This is a genomic window from Trinickia sp., from assembly GCF_035492435.1.
GTDB lineage: Bacteria > Pseudomonadota > Gammaproteobacteria > Burkholderiales > Burkholderiaceae > Trinickia.
In genome coordinates this window covers 1-24,731 of record NZ_DATJJF010000170.1, presented here as the reverse complement: position 1 = coordinate 24,731, position 24,731 = coordinate 1, and the positions used below count along the sequence as shown (strand labels likewise).

The window sequence follows — 24,731 nt, the reverse complement described above, 5'->3', positions numbered from 1 at the left end:
CTCGATCGCTTGACGCGCCGTCTGCGCCGCGGCTCGGACCTGCTCCGGCGCCGTGCCACCCGGGTGGTTGCGGCTTGCCACGGAGCCCTCGAGCGTCAGATAGTCGAAGACGTCGTCGCCGATCAGATGCGCGACATTCGGCAGCTCGCCGCGCATCTCCTCGAGCGTAAGGTCGGCCAAGTCGCACTGGCGATCGACGCAGACGCGTACCGCGTGCGCAACCGCCTCGTGCGCATCACGAAATGGCAAGCCGCGTTTGACGAGGTAGTCGGCGAGGTCGGTTGCCGTCGAGAAGCCTTGCAAGGCCGCTGCACGCATCGCTTCGTGCTTGACCGTGATTCCCGCAACCATCTCCGCGAAAATCCGCAGGGTATCCGCGACCGTATCGACGGTGTCGAAAAGCGGCTCCTTGTCTTCCTGATTGTCCTTGTTGTAGGCGAGCGGCTGCCCCTTCATCAACGTGAGCAGCCCCATCAAATGGCCGTTGACGCGGCCGGTCTTGCCGCGAGCCAGCTCGGGCACGTCGGGGTTCTTCTTCTGCGGCATGATCGAAGAACCCGTGCAGAAGCGATCGGCCAAATCGATGAAGCCGATGCGCGGGCTCATCCACTGTACGAGCTCTTCCGAAAAACGCGAGACGTGGGTCATGACGAGCGCCGCTGCGGCCGTGAATTCGATCGCAAAGTCACGATCGGAGACGGCATCGAGCGAGTTCGCGCAGATGCCTTCGAAGCCGAGCGTGCGTGCGACGGCGTGCCGATCGATCGGGTAGCTGGTGCCGGCGAGTGCTGCGGCGCCGAGCGGCAAGCGGTTCACGCGCGTGCGGCAGTCGCGCATGCGCTCTGCGTCGCGCCCGAACATTTCGACATAGGCGAGCAGGTGATGGCCAAACGTCACGGGCTGGGCGACCTGCAAGTGCGTGAAGCCCGGCATGATCGTCGCCGCATGCTGCTCGGCTAGCACCGCCAAAGCCATGCGCAGATCGCCGAGCAAACCGCCGATGCGGTCGATCTCGCCGCGCAGCCACAGGCGGATATCAGTGGCGACTTGGTCATTGCGCGAGCGGCCCGTATGCAGGCGCTTGCCCGCATCGCCGACGAGTGCTGTCAGCCGCGCCTCGATATTGAGGTGGACGTCCTCGAGATCGAGCTGCCAGACAAACTCGCCTCGTTCGATTTCCCCCTTGATCTGCGCCATGCCGCGCTCGATTGCGGCCAGATCGTCGGCGCTGATGATGCCCTGTGCGGCGAGCATGGTTGCGTGCGCAAGCGAGCCCTCGATGTCGACGAGCGCCATCCGCTTGTCGAAGAAGACTGACGACGTATAGCGCTTGACGAGCTCGGACATCGGCTCGGAGAAGCGAGCCGACCAGGCTTCGCCTTTTTTATGCAGTTGGGACGTCATGGTGATGGACAGGTCAGGAAGGGGTGGATCCTTGCCGCATTTCGCTGCGGTGGCACGCGCGGTGCGCGCCTGAAACGCCAAATTTTATCACCGAGGAGACAAGCCCCATTTCCTGGGAAGCAGGCTTGTGGCGTAGCCAAGTAGGAACAACGCCTGTCCTCGCAGCCAACTGTGCTTGCAAAGGGCCTTCCTGGTCGGACACTCGCCAATGCGTACTCGGAGGGGGGGCGCAGGGGAGGCTAACGATCGGTCAGTCGTCGGTTGCCGCGCCAAGGGGTTGGAGCGTCGGGTTACGCGAAAGAAACGCTTTCCAGTCCGGGTCGTCTGCGAGGCTTGGATAGGGCTTGGGCGAAGAGATCTTCAATTCGATCGCGCCTTTGCGATCGTGCCAGATCGCATAGACGCGCCCTAGCTGATTGCGGTGGAACGATTCCCAACTGAGCCCATGTATCGCGGCGCCGAAGCGTTGGAAAAGTGCGAGCGACACGCGTTGATACGGCTCGTAAGTACCCAACGGCCATTTGTTGCCATCGAGTCCGAGCGTGCGGCGGTTTCGTCCATCGAGCGGGACAAAAATCGCCGGCCGGCCGAACGAATAGCGGACGACCTGGTACTGAGCGGCAAGGTCGGTCACCCACATGTAACGATCGCGCAAATCCGCAAAAAGAACGCGGCATTCCATCGCCACCGCCGCGATCGAGTTGCCCGTGTACAGAACGGCAAACTCGCTTTTGTGCCCATCGGGCGGATCGACGCGCAGATTCCGAAATGTCGTCGCAGGCGGTTCCCAGTCGCCACCGGCGTGGCGGAAAAGCCGAACGAGATGAGCGCTGTTCGGATCGAGCATCTCCAGTTCGAGATGCCTGGCGTCGAACTGCGGTACCGATCCTTCCCTCATGCTGCTTGAGCGGCTGCGTACGCTTTGGCTGCGCTCACGACCACAGCGAGGCGATCTTCCTCGCTGGCTTTAAGCAGATTCTGACTTTCGCGAGGCAACGATCTCGGCGCGATCAAACGGCCGGCCATCGCCTCGATCGGCGTGAGTCCGCCGAGCAGATCGGTGGGCGAGGTGAAAAAGCCATACGCTGAGGTTCCTCTCAGGCCGCCCAGTGCGGACAGCACCTTGGCGAGCGGCGCTCCCACAATCCCCGGCCATGCCTGAAAGACCGGATAGCCGCGACCGCGTTTGCGCGCGGGGGGGAGAATGGCAAAGAGCTCGCCAGCGTTTTCCCGCTGCCGGACTGTTTCGTCGCTGACGCCGCCGAGTGCGCGGCCCATTTGCGCCGCAGGCAATAGTTGCGAAGGGTCATCACCGGGGGCGTACACCGCACTTGGGGCGGTTGCTTCCTCGGCCAATTTGGCGAGGGCACGCTCGATTTCGAGCTGTCGCTGCAGGACGCGGGCGTCGACGGTGAGTTCGACCCAAGATCGCAACAGTTCGACCGCCGCCGAGTTCAGACCGAGATTGACCAATTGACGCGCGTAAGCGGCGTTGGCCTTGTCGAGCGCCTTGTCGATAGCGTTGCTGGCCGCAGACGCAGGGGCATTCGAATGACGGGACGCGTCACCCGTGCCGAAGGCAACCTGAGCCAGTGAGGACCGTATCTTCTGGTGCATGCGGGCCACCCCCGCCCGGCCAGGCTTCAGCCGCTCCAACATTTCCGCGACGCTCAGTTCGATCTCTCGGAGCGCCGGGTTCGAGGCCTGGCTCTCGTCGGCACGACGCTCATCCCAGTAACCGGGGGACGCGGTAAACATGGCTTTCTCCTAAACCGATTCAGGAGAAAGGTTCGCATGGCTTGGCTACTTTGTCTAGCTTGGCTTATTTGGTCGATGCCATAAACGGCTATGCCGTTCCCATCAATTTGCCGGCGCACACGACCGGCCCGCTTGGGCCGCTGGTAGCGGGGGAGCCGCCCGGCGGTTCCACCGACACCGCTAGTCTTACGAACGCGCTGACCCCCCGAACTTTCATATGCACGATCCTGCCGGGCGGCAGCATGCCGAGCGAGACGGGCTGCCCGTGCTCGGGGATGCCCCAGAGCTGCTCAGACTTGCCCGGCGGCGGCGCGTCGCCGCCCGTCATTCGGTGCGCGCTCATCATCGCGTTCTTTTCGTCCCACATGACGAACACCATTGTCTTGTTCGTATTCACGTCGGCAAGCGCCGCTACATAGGACACCCGCTCGATGACGGGGGCCGCGGTGCCGCCGTTGCTGCCCGAGCCGTCTGACGGTATTGACGCGATGTGCGGTGCGGCGGGGGCGAACGGACGCAGCGCCAGCGCGAGCGCAATCGCGGCGGCGAGTGTCGTCGTCCCTGTTGCGACGATCGACCAGCTCCGCCAGAACGCCACGCTTTCGAACCAGCGCAATGTCGGGCGCCGCGGCGACCGTTTCTCGTCGACAGGCACCGCCCGGGCGGCGCCCCCTTGCCGCATGCTGCCAGGGTTCGCCTCGCCGATGCTGGCGCCTGTGGTCGTGGCTGCGTTGCCAAGCCGACGTTCGATTGCGGGCCATGTCGATGCTGGCGGCGCCACAGCCGGCACGAGCTCGGCGAGCGCGCTGATGCGCCTCGTCCAGACATCGATCGCGGCGCGCACGGCCGGGTCGGCCTCGGCTAGCCGATCGAAACGGCGCCGAGCGCCGCCGCGCAGCAGCCCGAGCACGTACTCTCCGGCTAGCCGGTCGATCAGGTCGGGATATCGGTGCAGGTCCATCGTCACTGGCCTTCCATGCAAAGCTTCAGCTTTTCGAGCCCTCTGCGCACCCACGATTTCACGGTGCCAAGCGGTACGGCGAGCGTCTGGGCGATTTCGGCATGGCTCTGATCGCGCAAATAGGCGAGTGCAACCGCTTGCCGCTGGTTGGCATCGAGCCGCTTCATGCAAAGCGCGAGCTGCCGCGCCGCTTCGCTCAGCAGCGCCGAATCGGCCGGATCGGCTTCGTCACCGGGTAGCCATTCCTCAAGCGTATCGCCGCTTTCGGCCAACGCCATCGCCGGCCCGGCAATGTCGCCCGCGTCGGCACGTACGGCGCTCGCCGCCCGTTCGTTCTTCTGCCGGCGCAAAAAATCGAGCGCGCGATTGCGCACGATCGTGCTCATCCAGGTGAGTGGCGCCGCGATGTTTTCCCGATAGTCCCCGGCATACCGCCAGATATTGATGAATGCGTCCTGCAAAACTTCCTCCGCCCATTCGCGCTTAACCAATATACGAATGGCGACCCCAAACAGTTTCGTCGCCGTCAAATCGTAGAGCGTGCGCAAAGCGGCCGCGTCCTCGCGGGCAATGCGCGCGAGCAGTGCAGTCAGTTCCGGCGGCGTTGGTTCGGGGGGCAAGGCGGTCATCATGCGGTGCGAGAGGGCAGCATGGTTTGGTGGCTCTCCGACGGAGGTCAGCCCATGATGGGCGCGGGGCGCGTCATCGGCCCCCATCATACCTGCACACTAGGCGCCATAACGGCGGCCGGCGGCGCCTCTTTCAGACGCTCATTGGCGGATTAACACGACGAGCAGCAAATCCTCCCGATGGGCCGGTTTCAACGTGATTTGTTCGTAGACGACGTGCCCGTGCCGCGGATGATCGAACTCGCGCGTGCCGCCTTCGCGCACGCCGACGTCTTGAGACGCCCAAAAGCGCGCGAACTCCTCGCTTTCGCCCGCGAGCGCGTCGATCAGTGCGCGCATCGGCGCGTCGTTGAGGTGCCGGATCGAATCGGCACGGAACTGCGCGACGAGCCGTCTTGCGCGCGTTTCCCAGTCGACGATCAACCGCCGCGCGAGGGGCTCGAGAAACGTGAAGTGCAGCAGATTGCGCTCCCGGGCCTTCTCGCACGCTTTCTCGGGGTGGCCTGCGGGGCGCTCGCCGCCATCGAGCCAACCGACAAAGAGCTCCGCGGCCGGCGCGTTCCACGCCAGCGCACTCCACTGGCGATCGAGCACGTAGGCGGGGGTGTCGAGGTGATCCACGGTAGCGATCAAAGCACCCGGGGCATCGGCGGCGTCCGTAGACGGCTCGCTCGGGTCTCGTTCTCCGGCGAGTTCGAAGAGGTAGGCGCGCTCTGCGCGCGAGAGCTGCAGCGCCACCGCGATGCGTGCGAGCGCGTCGGCCGAGGCCGACACTGGGCGGCCCTGCTCAATCCACGTGTACCACGTCGGACTGACGCCGCACAGCTGCGCGACTTCCTCGCGGCGCAGCCCGGGCGTGCGGCGGCGCGGCCCCGGGGGCAAGCCGACCGCAAGCGGCGTAAGCCGCTCGCGATGGGCTCGGATGAATTCGCCAAGTGCGCGCGCAGGCGTGTCCGTCAATGCGGCGCGCGCATTTGCTGGCCGGGCGGCGGGTGGCGCAGCGGGCGGCACATCATCATCCGGCGCGTCATTGACCGGATGCCCGGAGGCGCTAGCGATAGGGCGGTTGGGCGGCAGACTCGCCATCGGTTGTCTTTCAATCGTTGAGATCGGCCGGCGCGCGGCGGGAGGCACTGAGCCGAAAACACCCGGGTGCATTTGATACCAGGATAACGGGTTGCCTTGTACCGGTACCGGTCAAAATCTATTGTAGCGGTAAGCGCGAGAGAGCAACGGCTGACCGCGCCCATTGACCAGGATGTGCGGCAAGCCCAGCCCTTCAAAGGCGGGGAGGATGCCAATCTCCAGGATGCCCACGCGCTTGGTGGCGATGTCTGCCGGACATCTCGGCCTGTAGCGTGTCCTGCCTAATCAGGAGCTATTCAATGAAACACCATGAGAAGGTTGCCGACGCATTCGGCTCGACGGCCGCCGCGTACCTGACAAGCCCGACCCACGCGGCCGGTGCCGATCTGAGCACGCTTGCGGCGGCGGTCGCCTCGACACCTGGCGCGTCGGTGCTCGACCTCGGCTGCGGCGCGGGCCACGTCAGCTTCGCTGTCGCCCCCTACGCGCGCTCGGTCACGGCCTACGACATCGCGCCTGCGATGCTTGAGACCGTCGCCGCCGCCGCAAGCGAGCGCGGGCTCGGAACCATTTGTACGAGACAAGGCGCGGCTGAGGTGCTGCCATTCGACGACGCGTCTTTCGACTGGGTGCTGAGCCGCTTCTCGGCGCATCACTGGCACGATGTACGACCGGCGCTTGCCGAAGTGCGGCGTGTGCTGAAACCGGGCGGCCGGGTGGTGTTCGTCGATGTCGCTGCCGCCGATCATCCGCTCCTTGATACGCATTTGCAGGCCATTGAAGTGTTGCGTGACGGCTCGCATATCCGCAACTACCGCGCCGACGAATGGCTGAATTTCTTTGCCGAAGCGGGCTTCGCGGCGCACATTCGCGAGCGCTGGCGTTTGCCGATGCAATTCGATCAATGGGTGGCGCGCATGCGCACGCCCGAGGTCCGCGTCGCGGCGATCCGCTCGCTTTTGCACGGTGCGCCGGATGAAGTGCGCGAGTACTTCGCCGTCGCGTCCGACGGCTCGTTCATGATCGACGCACTGATGATTGACGCGAGTTGAGCACGCGGGCATCCGGGAACGCGCAACAAAGTCGGGCATTTCGTTGCGTGGGGTAGGGGGCGTGTCAGCCGCCAGGCGCGCGGCTCGGCAAGGTACTGAGCGAGGCGCTTGGCGTCCCCGGGGTGTCGCTCGGACGCACGTGCCCACGAACGAAGGAAAGCAACGGTTCCAAACCGGCCTTTAGGCTGTCGGTTCCCGCCCTTTCCCCCGAGGAAAAAGGCGGGTTTCCAACTGGCGGCCGTTTTACGACGAAAAACCGCGTTCAGCCAGTATTGCGCAGACCGGCAGCGATACCGTTGATCGTCAGATGAAGTCCTCGGTGCAACCGTGCACTGGCGTCCCCTGCCCGATGCCGCTTCAACAGCTCGACCTGAAGGTGATTGAGCGGATCGAGGTACGGGAAGCGGTTCTTGATGGAGCGCGCGAGCAGTGGGTTGTCTGCGAGCCGCTCGTCCTTGCCCGTGATCTCGGCCAGCGCGCGCGTCGTGCACTCCCATTCCGCAACCATGCAATCGAACACCTGGGCACGCAGTGCTTCGTCTTCGACCAGCTGGGCGTAGCGGGAAGCCACCGCCAGGTCCGTCTTGGCGAGCACCATGTCCATGTTCGAGAGTAGCGTGGAAAAGAAGGGCCACGTCTCGTACATCTGACGCAGCAGCGCGAGGCGCTGAGTGCGCTCAGTGTCGCTCGCCGCCTCCTCGAGATACGCCATGACGGCACTGCCGAATCCATACCAGCCGGTGAGCAGCAACCTGCACTGGCCCCACGAAAAGCCCCAGGGAATGGCGCGCAGATCTTCGATGCGCCGGTTCTTCGGATCCTGCAGCTTGCGCGATGCCGGCCGGCTGCCGATGTTGAGCTCGGCGATCTCCGAGATCGGTGTCGACGAGAAAAAGTAATCGGTGAAGCCCGGCGTGTCGTAGACGAGCGCACGATAAGCGGCCATCGCCGTATCGGAGAGCGTCTGCATCGTCTCCTCGAACGTGGCGAGGCTCTGAGGCGCGTTGCCGTGCGGCAGCAGCGTGGCTTCCAGTGTGGCGGCGATGACGGTTTCGAGATTTCGTCGGCCGATTTCGGGATTGCTGAACTTGCTCGCGATCACTTCGCCTTGCTCGGTCAGGCGAATCTGGCCTTCGACGGTGCCCGGCGGCTGTGACAGGATCGCCTGGTATGTCGGGCCGCCGCCGCGCCCCACGGTGCCTCCTCGGCCATGAAAGAGACGCAGCTTGATACCGCGTTCCCTGAACAGGGCGACGAGCGCAAGCTCGGCCCGATAGAGTTCCCAGTTGGACGTCAGAAAGCCGCCATCCTTGTTGCTGTCGGAGTATCCGAGCATGACTTCCTGCTCGCTGCCCTGATGTGCGATCAGCGCGTGCATGCCCGGCAGCGAGAAATAGTCGCCCATGATGACGGGCGCATGACGCAGGTCGTCGATCGTTTCGAACAGCGGGATCACCATGAGCCCGCTTTTCGCGCTCGCGTGCGGGTTACCGAGGGCACCCTCGAGCAGTCCCGTCTCCTTTTGCAGCAGCAGCACTTCAACCATGTCGCTCACCGTTTCGGTGTGCGAGATGATGTAGTTGCGCACGGCCCGGGTGCCGAACCGATCGCGCATGACGCGCGCCGCCTCCAGCACGCCCAGCTCGCTTTGCACCAGCGGCGAATACTCGATATACGGCGAGCGCAACAGCCGTGGCTGTTTGAGCTCGGCGAGCAACAGGCGAAGCTTGTCGGCTTCAGGCAGTGCCGCGTAATCGTCGTGCACGCCGGCGCGTTGAAGCAGTTCAGCGATGACGGCCTCATGCACGTCCGAGCTTTGGCGCAGATCGATGCTCGCGAGATGGAAGCCGAAGACTTCGGCGGCGCGCGCAAGCGGGGCGAGCCGCGGAGCGATGAGTGGGCCGCCGTGATGCAGGGTCAGCGAATCGATGAGCACGTTCAGGTCGTGCACGAATTCGGTAGCGTCAGCGTACGGGGTTGCGCGCACGGGCGGGGCATCGCGCCCTGCGCTGCGCAGCGGCACAGCGCCTTCCCCGAGCCGCACGCGCGCACTCGCGGCAAGCCGCGTGTACACGCCGATCAGCGCTCGCCGGTAGGGTTCGTCGACGCGGTGCGGTGATTGGTCGGGCGAGGCTTGTGCGAGCGCTTTCAATGCGTCGCTTGAGCCGGCGAGCAGATTGGATACGGAGAGTTCCCGGCCGAGCGCGTGCACCTCCTCGAGATAGTGCTCGAAGATGTCCGCAGCCTGGCTCGTGATCGCATGCTCGAGCGTTTCTGCCGTCACGTTCGGGTTGCCGTCGCGGTCGCCGCCGATCCAGCTGCCCATCTGAAAAAACGCCGGCAGGCGCGCGTTCATGCCGTGCTCCGCGAGTTCCGATTCGATGTCTGCATAAAGCGCGGGGATCTCGCGCAGGAACGTCGTGCGGTAGTACGACAGGGCATTTTCGATTTCGTCGGCGACGGTCAGCCGCGAGTCGCGCAGCATGCGCGTTTGCCACAGCGTCGTCACGCGCGCGCGCAATAGCGCCTCGTTTTGCGCACGCTCTCGCGTTGTGAGCGGCTGATCGCGTTCGGCCACGAGGCGCGCGATATCGTTTTGCGCGTCGAGAATGCTCTTGCGCTGCACTTCGGTCGGATGCGCGGTCAGCACGGGTACGATCAATGCATCATCGAAGAAGTGCTTGATCGCGTCGCTATCGAGGTGGCCGGCAAGCGCCAGGCGCTCGAGCGCAACGGCGACCGTGCCGGGTCGCGGCACTGAGCCGCCCAAGGCGTGGACGCGACGCCGCCGGTTGTGGTGACAGTCTTCGGCGATATTCGCCAGATGTGAAAAGTAGCTGAACGCGCGCACGACGCTGACGGTCTGCTCGGGCGTCAGCGCGTGCAGTTGCTGCTCGAGCGCGAGCGCGGCGCTGCTGTCGTCTTCGCGGCGAAACTTGACCGCGTTTTGCCGAATCGTTTCGACGACCGCGAAGACGGCGTCGCCTTCCTGCTCGCGCACAACGTCGCCAAGCAGGCGACCCAGGTAGCGAATGTCCTCGAAGAGCGGCTGGTCCTTGTCCTCGCGGCCGTGCTCAAGGTTTTGGGCCGGCGATGCGGCGCCGGGCGCGGTCGCGGGAAGGGTCGATGAAGGCGGCAATGCATCATTGCCGCGGGCGGTGCGCGCCAATCCGGGAGACGTCACGGTGGGATTCCTCAGTGAAGCCAGAGTCGATGAAATAGCAAAAATGACAAAACCGCAGCGAAAGCCGGAGCCCGCGCCAAGTGCGGCAGGGTTCTCGTTGTGCCGGATGTTCCGGCAGGCCGCGCGCTCATGGCGCCGCCATGGGCGGGTTCAGCATCAGGTTGCCGCACGCCCGATGATCAAGCGTGGGTGTCCTGCGGCCGGTACAAAAAATGGGGCAAGTCATGCGTGCTACCATTCTTCGATGTTCGATCCCGTCATTCGCCGTTGTCACTTATGAATTCCGAGATGCCTTCCTCAGCCCCGCCCGTCACGCTCGTGATCGCCTCGCGCGAGAGTCGTCTCGCGATGTGGCAGGCCCACCATGTGCGAGACGCGTTGCGCAGATTATATCCGTCTTGCGATGTGCAAATTCTCGGCATGACGACGCGCGGCGACCAGATTCTCGATCGTACGCTCTCGAAAGTGGGCGGTAAGGGGCTCTTCGTCAAGGAGCTCGAGACTGCGCTCGCCGAGGGCCGCGCCGACCTCGCCGTCCATTCGCTCAAGGATGTTCCCATGGAGCTGCCGCAGGGCTTCTCGCTCGCGGCGATCATGGAGCGCGAAGATCCGCGCGACGCCTTTGTTTCGAACGCGTATGCCGGGCTGGACGAATTGCCGCACGGCAGCGTCGTGGGCACCTCGAGCCTGCGCCGCGAGGCGATGCTGCGCGCGCGCTATCCGCAGCTCGTTGTCGAGCCGCTGCGCGGCAACCTCGATACGCGGCTCGCGAAGCTCGATCGCGGTGAGTATGCCGCCATCATTCTCGCCGCGGCCGGCTTGAAGCGGCTCGGTCTTGCCACACGCATCCGCGCGTATCTCGATGTTGCGCAAAGCTTGCCGGCCGCGGGGCAGGGCGCGCTCGGTATCGAGATCCATAGCGGGAAACCGGAACTCGCGGCGTGGCTGGCTCCCCTCTATGATCGTCCCACGGCGCTTGCCGTCGAGGCCGAGCGGACGGTGTCCCGCTCGTTGGGTGGCAGCTGCGACGTGCCGCTCGCCGCCCATGCGTACTGGCATGAAGGTGTCCTGCGCTTGGCGGGCCGGGTTTCGATGCCGGATGGCTCGCGTGCAGCCTTTGCCGAAGCCGAGGCCGGCGTCACTTCCGTCGACGAAGCTCAAGCGCTCGGCAGCGAAGTGGCTCGCTCGCTCGAGGCCCAGGGGGCGCGCGAGATCGTCAGCGCGCTCGCGGCGGCGCGCCCGGACGAGCAGGCTCCTTGACCGGCGTGGTGTTCACGGGTGTCTTGACGCGTCCTGCCGGCCAGTCGGCCGATCTGGCCGCACGTCTGGCCGGCGATGGCGTGGCCACGCTCGAATTTCCGCTCATTGAGATCGCTCCAGTCGAAGACGATGCGCCGCTTCGCACCGCGCTGGATGCGCTCGAAAACTATGCGCTCGTCGTCTTTGTCTCGCCGAACGCCATCGATCGCGCGCTTGAGCGGATGGACCGTGCGTGGCCGAGCAGTGTGCCTGTGGGGGCCGTTGGCCCCGGCAGCGTAGCAGCGCTGGCGCGGCACGGCATTGCGGCGCCCGCCTACGAGGTGGTGTCCCCGCCCGGTGCTGACGGGCATAAATCGGACAACCCCATGCAGGGTGCCCACGGCAGCGCCGGGGCGAATGAGGAGGGCGGTGCCCGCTTCGATTCGGAAGCGCTCTGGGCCGCGCTCGTCGCCAAATTTGGCGCATCAGGCTTTGAGGGGCGGCGTGTGTTGATCGTGCGTGGCGACGGCGGCCGAGAATGGCTCGCCGAGCGCTTGCGCGAAGCGGGAGCGCAGGTCGAAGCGGTTGCGGGCTATCGGCGCGCCGTGCCGCAACCGTCGGCTGAAGCGTGGTCGCGCATTCGGACGTTGCTTGCGGGCGCACCGCATGCTTGGCTTCTGACGAGCTCGGAGGGCGTGCGCAATTTGAGCGAGTTGGCGCGTGCGCACCTCACCGAAGCTGAGCGCTTGGCGCTCATGCACGCGCCCTGTGTCGTACCGCACCCGCGTATCGCCGAGACGGCACGCGGCTTGGGTTTTGATAGGATTACGTCATCTGGCCCCGGCGACGAACGTATCGCCGCGGCTTTGCGCAGCTTGTCTGCATCGTCTCGCGCCTCTTTCGATCAACCGGCTCCGGCTTCTTTTTCGGCTTACTCGCGCATGACTGATTCGCACCAGGATTCTTCGCACTCCGCCGTCCCGCCGCCTTCGAATCCGTCGTCTTCGGCAGCGCCGCCGCTGCCGCCCAATACGACATGGCGTGGCGAGGGGCCGAAGCGGCATCGCAGCTGGCTCTTGTGGCTGGCGCTCGCGCTGCTCGCCGTTGCGACGGGTATCGGCGCTTATGCCCTCAACCGCAAAATGGACCGCCTCGACGCGCACACGGCCTCGCGCCAGCAGGCTGTCGACGCGCAAACGGCGGAACTGAACGCGAAGATGGGTCAAGCGCTCGCAGCGACCCATGAGTCCGATACCCGGTTTGCCGAACTCGAGGGCAAGCTTGCGGACGCGCGAACGGCCCAAGAGGCGCTGCAAAAGCAATACGACGACCTGGCACGCAACCGCGACGACTGGACTTTCGCCGAAGTCGAGCAAATGCTTGCGTCGGCGAGCGAGCAGTTGCAGTTAACGGGCAACACTCAGAGCGCGCTGGCTGCACTGCAAAGCGCGGACGGCCGGCTTGCGGCGCTTGCGAGCCCGCAGGCGCTTGTCGTGCGCCGCGCCATCGCGCAAGACATCGATAAGCTCAAGGCCGCGCCCGTGCTCGATTCATCGGGCCTCGCGATCAAGCTCGACGAAGCCATGGCGCAGATCAACACGCTGCCGCTTGCCGGCGAGGCGCCCGTGGCGCACCCGGCGCCTGACGGCAGCGCTGCCACCGTGGCCGGTGCGAGCGCTGCCGCCGCTGGTGAGCCGCGCTGGAAAGCGTGGTGGTACACCGTGTCCGCCGCCGTCGGTGAAGAACTGAAGAGCGTGGTTCAAGTGCGCCGTATCGACAACGCCGACGCAATGCTGATCTCGCCCGAGCAGGGCAGTTTCATCCGCGACAACGTCAAGCTGCGGCTGCTGTCAGCGCGCATTTCGCTCTTGTCGCGCAATGAGGCGACGCTGAAGTCGGATTTGCAGATGGCTGACGCCGCGCTCGCCCGTTATTTCGACGGCGCGGCGACGAGCACACAGACCGTGCGCGGGCTCGTCAAGGAAGTCGCTGCCGCTTCGGCGTCGGTCCAGCTGCCTGATATCAATGCGAGCCTGCAGGCCGTGCGCAGCGCGAAGAGCCGGGGGGGATGATGGCGCTCAGGGGACTCTTGTGGCTCGCCTTGCTGTTCGTGCTGGCTGCGCTTCTCGCGACGGTGGGGCACTTCAACGCGGGGCAGGTGTTGATTGTCTACCCGCCGTATCGCATCGACGTTTCGCTGAACTTCTTCGTCGTAGCGATCGTCGTGCTTTTCCTCGTGCTTTATGCGATGACGCGAATTGTGCGCAACGTCTGGACAATGCCGCAGCGCGTAGCGGCCTATCGGACGCGCTCGCGCGAACGAAAAGCCCATGCCGCATTGCGTGAGGCAATCGGCAATCTCTTTGCAGGCCGTTTCTCACGGGCAGAAAAAGCGGCGCGAGAAGCGCTTGCGCATGAGTCGAACAAGGGTGCCGCAAACCTCATTGCGGCCTCTGCTGCGCATCGTCTGCGCGAATACATGCGCCGCGACGAATGGCTTGCGGCGATCGACGGTTCTGACTGGCAGGACGCGCGGCTCATGGCGAGCGCCGACATGCGCGCCGACGGCCGCGATGCCGAAGGGGCGCTGGCCGCGCTGACCGAGATGCAATCGCAAGGTGCGCGGCGCCTGCATGCACAGCAGATCGCACTGCGCGCACAGCAGCAACTCAAGAACTGGGGCGAGGTGCTGAAGCTCGTCAAGACGCTTGAGAAACGCGAGGCGATTCATTCCGCCGCTGCGCTGAGGCTGCGCCAGCAGGCGGCTGAACACCTGCTGCGCGACCGGCGTCACGATGCCGACGCGCTGCGCGCCCTCTGGTATTCGCTTGCCGCGGCTGAGCGGCATTCGCCGAGGCTGGCTGACCTCGCGGCCGAATTGCTCATTGGGCTGAATCGGCACGACGAGGCGCGCAAGATCGTCGAGGAGGCGCTGCAGCACAATTGGGACGCGAGGCTCCTGCGCCGCTATCCGGATACGGCGGCCGGCGACGTGCTGCCGCTCATCCAGAAGGCGGAGGCATGGCACAAGAGCCGCCCGCAGGACCCCGATCTGCTGTTCGCGCTTGGGCGTCTGTGCCTGAAGCAACAGCTTTGGGGCAAGGCGCAGTCGTTCCTCGAAAGCGCATTGCGGCTATCGACGGACAACGAAGCGCTCGCGATCCGCACGCATCGCGCGTTGGCGCAGCTCTTCGAAGAACTCGGCGATGCCAGTCGCGCGAGCGAGCACTACCGCGCGAGTGCGCTCGCGACGAATGTCGTATGAATGCCGTATGAGTCGAGTCGTCCGACGCGCAATGAGGGTCGGCTAAGCGAGCGACCTTCGGTGGCGTGACCGAGGGCCGTGATCGGGCGAGCGGGCGCAGATCGAGCGCCCGAGCCAAGCGTGTCGGCACGACCCGGCACGCATTGCCGGGTAAGCGGTCTCAAATGGGGCTCGAGTCGCGCTCGGCTATAATGCGCAACGTCTTTATTGGGCCGCGCCGAGATACGATCGGCCACCCGTCACATCTCGGCTTCGCCCGTTTCCTTTCCCAATCATCCGTCGAGAAAACGTCATGAGCTTCAATCACGTCCCCGCGGGCAAGGATTTGCCGCACGACTTCAACGTCATCATTGAAATTCCGGCGCAAAGCGACCCGGTGAAGTACGAAGCCGATAAGGAGCTGGGCCTGCTGGTTGTCGACCGCTTCATTGGCACCGGCATGCGTTACCCGGTGAACTACGGCTACATCCCTCAGACGCTGTCGGGCGATGGCGACCCTGTCGATGTTCTCGTGATCACGCCGTTCCCCCTGATTCCGGGATGCGTTGTGCGTTCGCGCGCGCTCGGCATGCTGAAGATGACCGACGAGTCGGGCGTCGATGCCAAGCTCGTCGCTGTGCCGCATGACAAGCTGAGCCCGATGACGGCGAACATGAAGTCGATCGACGACGTGCCCGAATACCTGAAAGACCAGATCAAGCACTTCTTCGAGCAATACAAGGCGCTCGAGAAGGGCAAGTGGGTGAAGGTCGAAGGTTGGGCCGGAATCGACGCAGCGCACCAGGAAATTAGCGAGGGTGTTGCGAATTACAAGAAGTAAAACGAGAGAAATTTTCTCGTATGTAAGTAGAAAGTAATTTGAAGGATGAATGGCCGCATACCGATATGCTCGGTATGCGGCTTTTTCTTTGTGCTTGCCTTATCGCAACAATCTTGTCAATTACGCACTGTCACGTTTTTGTGACAGTTGCAAGTACGGTCAACCGCTTAGGGCTGAAATGGTTGTTTCTGAAAATTACAGTCCGAGCACTATTCTGGTGCGTTTTCGTTTCGATGTCCTTTCCGTTATCCCGGCCAATTTTGACTTCTTGATGAACGACGGCTTACGACCCAAAGTGGATGCACTGTTTAGGTGCAATCTCCATGAAAAAATTGCACTTAAACAGAGTTTTTTGCCATCAAACAATTTTTGACGCTCGGGTTCTGTTTTGTTATGTTCCAGCCGTCGCGTAACAGGAACTTTTTCCAAAGCGGCGAACAAGTCATGGATTCATTGGTGATTTTGTGAGCTTACGGCTTTGTTAGGATTCCTAACGAAATGCGACTAGGGAATGGCGTCTCGCGGGCAAGGTGGCGATAGGCGACTAATAGACGAAACAATGCGGGTGGTGCTGGCGATGCCCCGGTGAGGGTTGCTTGCACAATGATTGACGAGAAGGGGTGACATGAAACTAACGACTTTGGGTGCGGCCATACGCAAGATCGTATGGGCGGAAGTCGCGTTGACTGCAGCGCTGGGTACAAGCGTCGCTTTCGCGCAGACACAGCCTGCTGCAGCAGCGGCGGCTTCCGATACGGCGGTGGCAGTGCCGGTCGCAGCTTCTGGTACGGCGGCAGCACCTGCTGCTGCATCGGGTGCGACGGCAGCGAAGCCTGCAGCGGCTGCTGCGAGCAACGTCCACCAGATGAAGGGCATCCAGATCACGGGCTCGCTGATCCGCAGCTCTGACAAGGTCGGTTTCAACCAGGTTCAGGTGGTCTCCCAGAAGGACATTCAGAAGAGCGGCTCGGTCACCGTTGCCGACTACCTGCGCACGCTGTCGGCGAACTCCGCAAACAGCTGGAGCGAGAGCACGACCAACAACCTCTCTGCGGGTGGTTCGGGTATTGCGCTGCGCGGCTTGAGCGAGAAATACACGCTCGTGCTCGTCGACGGTCAGCGCGTTGCCCCGTACGGCTTCTTCTCGAACGGCGTCGACACCTTCGTTGACCTGAACACGCTGCCGATCAACATGATCGACCGCATCGAGGTGGTGAAGACGGGCGCGGTATCGCAGTACGGCTCGGATGCTATCGCGGGTGTCGTCAACGTCATCACGAAGCAGAACTACCACGGCCTGGAGCTCGACGGCAGCGTCGGCACGTCCATCAACGGCGCGGGCGGTAACGGGACGGGCAAGCTCGGCATCTTGGGCGGCTTCGGTAACCTGACGTCGGACGGCTACAACGTTACTGCGTCGATCAGCGCATATAAGGACAACGGTTCTACGCTGGCAGACCGCGATTACGGTGCTGGCGAGGACTTCACGAATCGACCGGGCGGCACCTCGTGGCTCTCGCCGTCGTATTGGACCAACCCGGTCACGGGCAATCCGCAGGCGCTCACCGGCGGTTGTCCTTTTGGCGGCAGCGTCAAGCCGGCCGGCACGAACTTCGCTACGGCAGGTTCACCCGGCACTGTCTGTGCATTCAATAATGCCAACGACATCTCGGCCATCCCGATGGAAACCCGGCTGAGTGCGAAGGTTCATGCGGACTTCAAGGTCAACGACACGACTACGGCTTTCGTCGATTTTTGGGGTAGCAGCAATCAGACGACCCAGGGCGACGGCACACAAACCGTTGGCGTTGGCGGCTTGAATCCGCCGCTCCTTTGGAACCCGACGACGAGAACGCTGACGCCGTTCAATATGACGGTACCCGCGGGCCCTAATAACCCGTTCGGTCAACCGGCGTCGCTTACTTACGCGTTGCCTAATGCGTACTCGGAAACGACGAACTCGAACTTCTTCCGCGCGTCCACCGGTATTAAGGGTTCTTTCAGTCTGCCGAACGCCGGCGACTGGGATTGGGCGGCGTCTTACGGCCACTCGCAAAGTATCGTCGACAACACGTTCAACAACGTGCTCTCGGTGTCGGGGCTGGAGAACCTCTATAGCGGCAACTTCAATTACAGCAACCCGTCCGCCGCAGAGGTGAATTCACTTTACACCAACACGAACAGCGAAGCCGTTTCGAAGCTCGACGTGGCTGACGCGACGCTGTCGACCCCGAACCTGTTCCATCTGCCGACCGGCGACGTGGGCTTTGGCTTGGGTGCGCAGTTCATGCACCAGAGCGAGTTCCTGGATCAGGGCGCGAACACCAACGATGGTCTGGTTGCCAGCCCGGCATTGGCGTCCGTTTATGGTCAGCGCAACGTTGCGGCGGTCTACTATCAGTTCGACGTCCCAATTCTGCACAACCTGACGTTCAGCCAGTCCGGCCGTTACGACCACTATAGCGATTTCGGGGGCGCGTTCTCGCCGCGGTTCGCATTGCGCTATCAGCCGATCAAGCAGTTTACGACGTACGCCTCCTACAACCGGGGCTTCCGTGCTCCGACGTTCGTGGAAGACGCGAATTCGTCAAATATCGTGCTGCAGCCGAACAGCCAGACAGGGCAGTTCCAAACCACCGTCATCTCGGGCAACCCGAATCTGCAGCCTGAGCGTACGAAGAACTTCAACGTCGGCTTCCAGCTTTCGCCGGCGCGCACGACTGATATCGGCTTCGATTGGTACAAGATCCACATCGACAACGTGATCGGTAACTCGACGCCGGTAGCCGTCAACAATTCGGCCGGTCAGTTCCTGTACCAAACGGAGCAGTACGTGAACTTGGGCTCGCTCGATACGAGCGGCTTCGAGACCACGTTCCGCCAGTCGCTGCCGACGAAGATCGGTACCTTTACGCTTAGCGGCGATTGGGCTTACGTCCAAAGCTTCTGGATCAACTCGCCGAGTGGCTCGTTCAACGGCGCGGGCAACAACCTGACTTTCAGCCAGCCGTTCGGCGGAAGCTTCCCGCGTTGGAAGGGTAATACGACGCTTGACTGGAACTACCACAAGTGGGACACGGCGCTGACCTGGCAGTACACGGGACCTTACTCGCAGGCGTTTGATGTTCCGGGCGCGCAAAACAGTGTTGCCTCGTACAGCAACTTCAACCTGATGGTGACGTACACGGGTTTCAAGCACTGGACCATCTACGGTGGCGTGGACAACCTCTTCAACCGCATCCCGCCGTTCGATCCGGTTTGGCAGGCTCCGCTTGATTACACCGGGTATGATTCGTCGCTCTATGCCTTCTACGGTCGCTACGCTCAGATCGGAGCAACGTACAAGTTCTAAGGTTTAGGTGATGAGGTAGTGAACACACCGCCTCCCGCGCTTATGCGGGAGGTGGTTGTTCGTTTTTTCTGAAGTTGCAAAGTCCCTCGCGATCGGTTCTAATTCGCGGCCCGCTCATCATGGGTATGGCCGAAAGGCTGCGTTGGGCGGATTGATGTGGGAGATAGCAAAGGTGGTTATGAAAGTGGAAGGACAATCTCCAGCGGCGCCGCCCGGGCTCGGAATGCGGGGGCGTCCGCGCGAATTCGGGAAAAAGCAGCAAAATCCCGTGCGTCGATTCGGCGGCATCGGGGCTGTCATCGTCTTGCACATTCTGCTGGTGTACGCGCTCATCAATGGCCTAGCCAACAAGATCGTGCACGTGATCCAACGTCCGATCGAGACGAAGATCATCGAGCCGGTGAAGCCGCCGCCACCGCCGCCGCTGCCGGTCGTTCAATTGCCGCCGCCGAAGTTCACGCCGCCGCCGCCGCCGTTTGTGCCGCCGCCTGAGGTGCCGGTGCAGGCGCCGCCGCAACAGACCATCGTGCACCAGGCAACGCCTACGCCGACGCCGCAAGCCGTGCCACCCGCACCGCCTGCGCCGCCTGTTAAATCGCCTCCCGTGCAGACCGCAGTCAGCGTGGTATGTCCGAACTCGGACGAAGTACGCAGCTCCGTCGTCTATCCAAAGGAAGCGCAGGAAAATGGCGATACGGGTGACGTCGTCATCGAATTCACGGTGGATCCGCAAGGCCACGTCAGCAATGAACGTGTCGCGAAGTCGTCCGATCACGACAGTCTCGACGACGCCGCGTTCCGCGCCGTGAAGAAGTTCAACTGTATCGCCCAAGGTCAAGCTGTCCGGGTGCAGGTGCCGTTCTCGTTCAATCTGAATTGATCGAAGACGAACACTCTGAATACCGGTAGCAATTGGTTAACACGATTTGATTTTCACGAGTTCAAGGTTTGAACTGAACTGGAGCAGAACATGATGAAGCGTTCCCTCGCCGCTTTGGCAACCAGCGCATTGATGGCCGTCGCCGCGATCGATGGCCTGGCCGTCCCCACACTCGCTCACGCTCAGGCAAGCGACGTCGCAGCTGCTGCGTCCGCCGCGCCCGCGTCCGCTGCGCCCGCCGCGTCGCAAGCGGATCAAGCTACGGCTTCGGCCACCAGCGACGCCGCACCGCCGCCCGCAGCAGCTTCCACTGAGTCGGTCACGAACCCGTACGGTCTCGACGCGTTGTGGCACAACGGCGACTTCGTCGCTCGCACCGTGCTGATCATCCTCGTCATCATGTCGATGGGCAGCTGGTACATCATGATCACGAAGTTCTTCGAGCAAGCACGCGCCAATCGCCGCGCCAAGCAAGCTGACGAACAGCTGTGGAAGGCCGCGTCGCTCGCGCAAGGCGTGAAGCAGCTCGACGAGGCATCGCCGTTCCGCTTCATCGCCGAAACGGCTATCGAAGCTGGCGAGCACCATGACGAAGCGTTGCTCGAAGCCGTGGATCGCAACACCTGGATCGACGTGACGGTTGAGCGTTCGATCGGCAATGTATCGAACCGCCTGCAAGACGGCCTCGCGTTCCTCGCAACGGTCGGCTCGACTTCGCCGTTCGTGGGTCTCTTCGGTACGGTTTGGGGTATCTATCACGCGCTGACGGCCATCGGTATCGCCGGCCAGGCTTCGATCGACAAGGTCGCAGGCCCCGTGGGTGAGGCGCTGATCATGACCGCAATCGGTCTGGCTGTTGCTGTGCCTGCTGTGCTCGGCTACAACTTCCTGGTCCGCCGCAACAAGTCGGTGATGGAGCGTGTGCGTTCGTTCGGCGCGCAACTGCACGCTGTCCTGCTCGCAGGTGGTAAGCGTCGCGCACCGGCAGCCTCCAAGGCCGCCGCGCTCGCGAACTAAGTCGAGGTCAGCCATGGCAATGAGCGTTGGCGAGGGCGATGACGATGAGGTCATGTCCAGCATCAACACGACGCCGCTCGTCGACGTCATGCTGGTGTTGCTGATCATCTTCCTGATCACGATCCCGGTGGTTACGCATACGGTACCGGTGCAACTGCCGAAGGAAACCGTACAACCGCTGCAGACGACGCCGAAAAGCGTCGAGATTGCAGTGAATCGCGACGGCGAGTTCTTCTGGAACGAAGCCCATGTCGATGCAGCAACGATGCTTACGCGCTTGAAAAGCGTCTCCGTGATGACGCCGCAGCCCGAAGTTCACGTGCGCGGCGATCAGAACACGCGCTACGAGTTCATCGGGCGCGTCGTCACGGCGTGCGAGCGCGCGGGCATCGCTAAGGTGTCATTTATTACGCAGCCGCCTGCGCGCGGGGGCTAGGAGTCGAGCTATGGGCATGAACGTATCTTCAGGCGGGAGCAGTAGCGAGCCGGAAGTGATGGCCGACATCAACACCACGCCGCTCATTGACGTGATGCTCGTGTTGTTGATCATGCTGATCATCACGATTCCGATCCAGATGCACGCGGTCAAGATGAATCTGCCGGTTGGCAATCCGCCGCCGCCGGCTACGCCGCCGCAGGTTGTGCAAATCGATATCGACTTCGATGGCACCATCACGTGGAATGGCACGGCGGTGCCGGATCAAGCGACGCTCGAGCATAAGTTGCACGACGCCGCCACGCAGCCGGTACAGCCTGAGATTCATCTCTTCCCGAACAAGCTCGCGCCCTACAAGGTCGTGGCGGAAGTGATGGCCGCGGCTGAGCGCGAGGGCGAGACCCAGATTGGTCTCGTCGGCAACGAGCAGTACATGCAATAAGGAAGGAAGTCGCCATGCGAATTCATCAACGGATGCGGCATGCGGCACTCGTGCTCGCTTTGGGGGGCACGATTACGCTTGCTGGCGTGTCGACGTCCTTCGCAGCGGACACGCTGCGGCCCGACGTAGCCAAGCCGCTCAACGCCGCACAAAACCTCTATCGCGCCCACAAGTATCAGGACGCACTCGCGCAGATCGCCGCCGCCTCCGCGGTGCCGAACAAGACCCCGTATGAAATGTACATGGTCGAGGAAATGCGCGGCGCCGCAGCGGTTGCTGCGGGCAATTCCGGTCTGGCTGCACAAGCCTACGAGACGCTCTTGGCGTCTGGGCAGTTGAAGGGTGATGAGGTGCAACACATCACCGCGACGCTGGCCGGCATCTACTTTCAGGAGCACAGCTATCCGAAGGCAATCGCCACCGGCGAGCGCTATCTGAAAGCAGGTGGCTCTGATCCGCAGATGCAGACGCTGATCGTCGAGTCCTACTATCAGTCGAACGATTTCGCCAACGCGACGAAGCTCCTGAAGTCGACGGTCGATGCGCAAATCCGCGCGGGACATGCGCCTGACGAGTCTGAGTTGCAGTTGCTCGGCACCTGCGCGCAGCGTGCCAAGGATGATGCTGCATACCGCAGCGCACTCGAAGCGCTCGTGGCGTATCACCCGAAGCAGTCGTACTGGGACGATCTGTTCACGGCCATTCGTGGCAAGTCCGGCTACTCGTCGCGGCTCGATATCGATACGTATCGCCTGCGTCGCGCGACTGGATCGCTTTCGACGGCTGACGACTACATGGAGATGACGCAGCTTGCGCTCGTGGCAGGCAGCACGGCTGAAGCCAAGCAGGTCATCGATCAGGGCTTTACGTCCGGTGTGCTCGGGCGCGATGCGCAAGCCGAGCGTGAAAAGCGCCTGCAGGCGCTTGCGACGAAGCGGGCGCAGGGTGTTGCGGCCGACAACGCGCAAGCCCCGGCACCTGTCGATGATGGCTTGAATCGCGTGTTCGCCGGCAAGGCCAGCGATGGCATTGCGATGATGCAAGCGGCGATTGCGAAGGGCACCGACCATCCGGATGAAGCGCAGCTTCACCTCGGCGTGGCCTATTACGTCGCGGGGCAAAAGGCCCGCGCCGTGCAGACGTTCCGTGCAGTCAAGGGTAGCGACGGCTCGGCCGATCTCGCGCACCTGTGGCTGTTGGTCGCCTCGAAGTAACTCGCATCAACGGCGCATCCGCTCGATATCATGAAGTTCGTTACCTTGCGGCTCTTGCGCCGTATTTGCGCTTTGCAGCGCCGGCATCATCAGCTATGCCGGGGCTATGCAGCCGTTGCCGCGTTTGCGGCGGCGGCTGTCGCCGTTCCGGCACACGCAGTGCCGGCGATTGCACAATTTGGTAGTCCTAAGTATCAGACGGGCTTCTCGCATTTCGATTATGCAGACCCTGATGCGCCTTCGAACGGCGATCTGCTATTCGAGAATTACGACGAGGGGCAGAGCTACGATTCGCTGAACCCGTACATCGTGCGCGGCGCGCCGGCGCCCGACATCAAGAACTTGATGTTCGACACGCTGATGCAGCGCAGCTGGGACGAGCTCGCATCCGAATACCCCCTCATTGCCGATGACGTCGAGATTAGCGCGGACGGACGCTCGGCGAAGTTTCATATCAACCCCGCTGCGCGTTTTTCGAACGGCGATGCGATCACCGCCGCCGACGTCAAATACTCGCTCGATACGTTGAAGAGCCAGCAAGCGTCGCCGCTCTTCGGCTCACAGTTTGCCGAGATCAAGGATGCGGTGGTGCTGGACCGATCGACGGTGCGCTTCGACTTCGTCGATGCATCGCGCACTGCGCCGTTGATTGCAGGCGACTTGCCGGTTTTCTCACCGAAGTGGGGCGTATTGCCTGACGGTAAGCGCGTGCCGTTCGATCAGCTGGCGACGCAGCCGCCGATCGCGAGCGGTGCTTATCTGATCGAATCGCGCAAGAACGACAAGACGATTACGTATTACCGCAACCCGGATTACTGGGCGGCGGATCTGCCCTCGCGGCGCGGCATGTTTCGCTTCAAGCGCGTCACCTTCCAGCTGTATCTCGATCAGTACACGATGCTGGAGGCGTTCAAGGCCGGGGCGGCCGACGTCCACGTCGAATACAGCTCGACGCAATGGGCGCGCAAGTACGTCGGCAAGAATTTCGACAACGGCGAGCTCCAGAAGGGCTCTTTCGCCGATGGACCTGCGCAGATGCAGGGTTTCCTGATCAACACGCGCGAGCCGCAGTTCAAGGACCCACGTGTGCGGCATGCGCTCGCGCTGGCGTTCGACTACGACTGGATGAACCGGATGATGTTCTACGGGCAGTACCGGCGGCTTTCGAGCTACTGGGACGACAGCCCGTTCGGAGCCACCGGCACGCCGAGCGACAAAGAGCTCGCGCTGCTTGAGCCATTCCGCGCGACGCTGCCGCCCGAAGTGTTTGGCCCGATGAATAAGCTGCCCGGCACAGAGCCGCCGGGTTCCCTGCGCGCCAACCTGCGTGAGGCGCGTGCGCTTTTGGCCGAAGCAGGCTGGCATTTCCGTGACGGCGCATTGCGCGATGCCAACGGCACGCCGATGAGAATCGAGATCATCGATGATGAGCCGGGCATGGATCGCATCATCATTCCGTACACGCAGGCGCTGCAGGTGCTCGGCATCGACGCACACATGCGCGAGCTGGACAGTGCGCTGTATCAAAAGCAGCTCGACAGTTTTCAGTTCGACATGACGACATTCATTTACCCCCCGGTGACGATTCCGGGCATCGAGCTGAAACGCCGCTTCACAAGCGCAGCAGCCTCGGAGCAGGGCTCTGAAAACTATATGGGCGTGCGCTCGCCCGCTGTGGATTCGCTCGTGCGTGCGGCAGTTGCTGCAACGACGCTCGACGATCTCGAAGCCGCCACGCGCGCGCTCGATCGCGTGCTCACGAACGAGTACTACTTGGTTCCGCAGTACTACATGCCCAATAACCGAATCGGCTACAAGAAAACGCTCAGCTATCCGAAGACGGTGCCGGCGTCGTATCAGGCTGAGGACTGGGTCATCGATTACTGGTATCGCAAGCCGCAGGGTGCGATTTCCACCACCGCCACGCACTGAGAAGCACGATGTTCGCTTATATTGTCAGACGCCTGCTGTTGATGGTGCCGACGCTCATTG

19 protein-coding genes are annotated in these 24,731 nt (G+C 62.9%); 12 read left to right on the top strand and 7 right to left on the bottom strand.

The annotated features are described in order from the left end of the window. The 6 genes from argH to VL598_RS12595 form a co-directional block, all read right to left on the bottom strand. A partial coding sequence (gene argH / locus VL598_RS12620) for an argininosuccinate lyase (protein ID WP_325327061.1) occupies positions 1–1,404 on the bottom strand: 1,404 nt, incomplete at its 3' end. Positions 1,405–1,654: 250 nt separating this feature from the next. Further along, the gene (locus tag VL598_RS12615) at positions 1,655–2,302 is read right to left on the bottom strand and encodes an RES domain-containing protein (protein WP_325327060.1); all 648 of its coding nucleotides are present in this window, start codon (positions 2,300–2,302) and stop codon (positions 1,655–1,657) included. Continuing rightward, complete coding sequence (locus tag VL598_RS12610) at positions 2,299–3,162, bottom strand: hypothetical protein (protein WP_325327059.1); 864 nt, start codon at positions 3,160–3,162, stop codon at positions 2,299–2,301. Before VL598_RS12610 ends, VL598_RS12615 begins: the two co-directional genes overlap by 4 nt. Positions 3,163–3,250: 88 nt before the next feature. Next, on the bottom strand, positions 3,251–4,123 hold the full coding sequence (locus tag VL598_RS12605) for an anti-sigma factor (RefSeq protein WP_325327058.1): 873 nt from the start codon (positions 4,121–4,123) through the stop codon (positions 3,251–3,253). Positions 4,124–4,125: 2 nt separating this feature from the next. Then, entirely contained in the window at positions 4,126–4,752 is a 627-nt protein-coding gene (locus VL598_RS12600) for an RNA polymerase sigma factor (RefSeq protein WP_325327064.1), read from the bottom strand. Between the two features lie 141 nt (positions 4,753–4,893). Beyond that, positions 4,894–5,838 (bottom strand): helix-turn-helix transcriptional regulator, encoded by a 945-nt coding sequence (locus tag VL598_RS12595; RefSeq protein ID WP_325327057.1) that lies wholly within the window; start codon positions 5,836–5,838, stop codon positions 4,894–4,896. 299 nt (positions 5,839–6,137) lie between these two features. On the opposite strand from VL598_RS12595, the gene VL598_RS12590 reads away from it, so the two are divergent. Beyond that, a complete protein-coding gene (locus VL598_RS12590) occupies positions 6,138–6,890 on the top strand; it encodes a class I SAM-dependent methyltransferase (RefSeq protein ID WP_325327056.1) in 753 nt (250 codons plus the stop codon). Between the two features lie 262 nt (positions 6,891–7,152). Here the strand turns inward: VL598_RS12590 and ppc are convergent, their stop codons facing one another. Beyond that, positions 7,153–10,119: a phosphoenolpyruvate carboxylase gene (gene ppc / locus VL598_RS12585; RefSeq protein ID WP_414718713.1), complete on the bottom strand. Its 2,967-nt coding sequence runs from the start codon at positions 10,117–10,119 to the stop codon at positions 7,153–7,155. A gap of 231 nt (positions 10,120–10,350) precedes the next feature. Between ppc and hemC the strand changes: the two genes are divergently transcribed. The 11 genes from hemC to VL598_RS12530 all read left to right on the top strand — a co-directional run bounded on the left by hemC (position 10,351) and on the right by VL598_RS12530 (position 24,671). Then, complete coding sequence (gene hemC / locus VL598_RS12580) at positions 10,351–11,334, top strand: hydroxymethylbilane synthase (RefSeq protein ID WP_325327055.1); 984 nt, start codon at positions 10,351–10,353, stop codon at positions 11,332–11,334. Further along, positions 11,331–13,385, top strand: a complete 2,055-nt coding sequence (gene hemDX, locus VL598_RS12575; RefSeq protein WP_325327054.1) for a fused uroporphyrinogen-III synthase HemD/membrane protein HemX — start codon at positions 11,331–11,333, stop codon at positions 13,383–13,385. The genes hemC and hemDX overlap by 4 nt, the downstream gene beginning before the upstream one ends. Then, the gene (locus VL598_RS12570) at positions 13,385–14,578 is read left to right on the top strand and encodes a heme biosynthesis protein HemY (protein WP_325327062.1); all 1,194 of its coding nucleotides are present in this window, start codon (positions 13,385–13,387) and stop codon (positions 14,576–14,578) included. Before hemDX ends, VL598_RS12570 begins: the two co-directional genes overlap by 1 nt. Positions 14,579–14,870: 292 nt before the next feature. After that, positions 14,871–15,398: an inorganic diphosphatase gene (gene ppa / locus VL598_RS12565; protein WP_325327053.1), complete on the top strand. Its 528-nt coding sequence runs from the start codon at positions 14,871–14,873 to the stop codon at positions 15,396–15,398. Between the two features lie 625 nt (positions 15,399–16,023). Further along, entirely contained in the window at positions 16,024–18,750 is a 2,727-nt protein-coding gene (locus tag VL598_RS12560) for a TonB-dependent receptor (protein WP_325327052.1), read from the top strand. A gap of 178 nt (positions 18,751–18,928) precedes the next feature. Beyond that, the gene (locus tag VL598_RS12555) at positions 18,929–19,630 is read left to right on the top strand and encodes an energy transducer TonB (RefSeq protein ID WP_325327051.1); all 702 of its coding nucleotides are present in this window, start codon (positions 18,929–18,931) and stop codon (positions 19,628–19,630) included. Positions 19,631–19,720: 90 nt separating this feature from the next. Then, a complete protein-coding gene (locus tag VL598_RS12550; protein ID WP_325327050.1) occupies positions 19,721–20,647 on the top strand; it encodes a MotA/TolQ/ExbB proton channel family protein in 927 nt (308 codons plus the stop codon). A 13-nt stretch (positions 20,648–20,660) separates the two neighbouring features. Further along, positions 20,661–21,083 carry a biopolymer transporter ExbD gene (locus VL598_RS12545; protein WP_325327049.1) on the top strand — a complete coding sequence of 141 codons (423 nt, stop codon included), beginning with the start codon at positions 20,661–20,663 and terminating at the stop codon, positions 21,081–21,083. 10 nt (positions 21,084–21,093) lie between these two features. Beyond that, on the top strand, positions 21,094–21,525 hold the full coding sequence (locus VL598_RS12540; protein WP_325327048.1) for a biopolymer transporter ExbD: 432 nt from the start codon (positions 21,094–21,096) through the stop codon (positions 21,523–21,525). Between the two features lie 14 nt (positions 21,526–21,539). Then, entirely contained in the window at positions 21,540–22,739 is a 1,200-nt protein-coding gene (locus tag VL598_RS12535; RefSeq protein ID WP_325327047.1) for a tetratricopeptide repeat protein, read from the top strand. 30 nt (positions 22,740–22,769) lie between these two features. Further along, positions 22,770–24,671: an extracellular solute-binding protein gene (locus tag VL598_RS12530; RefSeq protein WP_325327046.1), complete on the top strand. Its 1,902-nt coding sequence runs from the start codon at positions 22,770–22,772 to the stop codon at positions 24,669–24,671. The last annotated feature ends 60 nt before the right edge of the window (positions 24,672–24,731 follow it).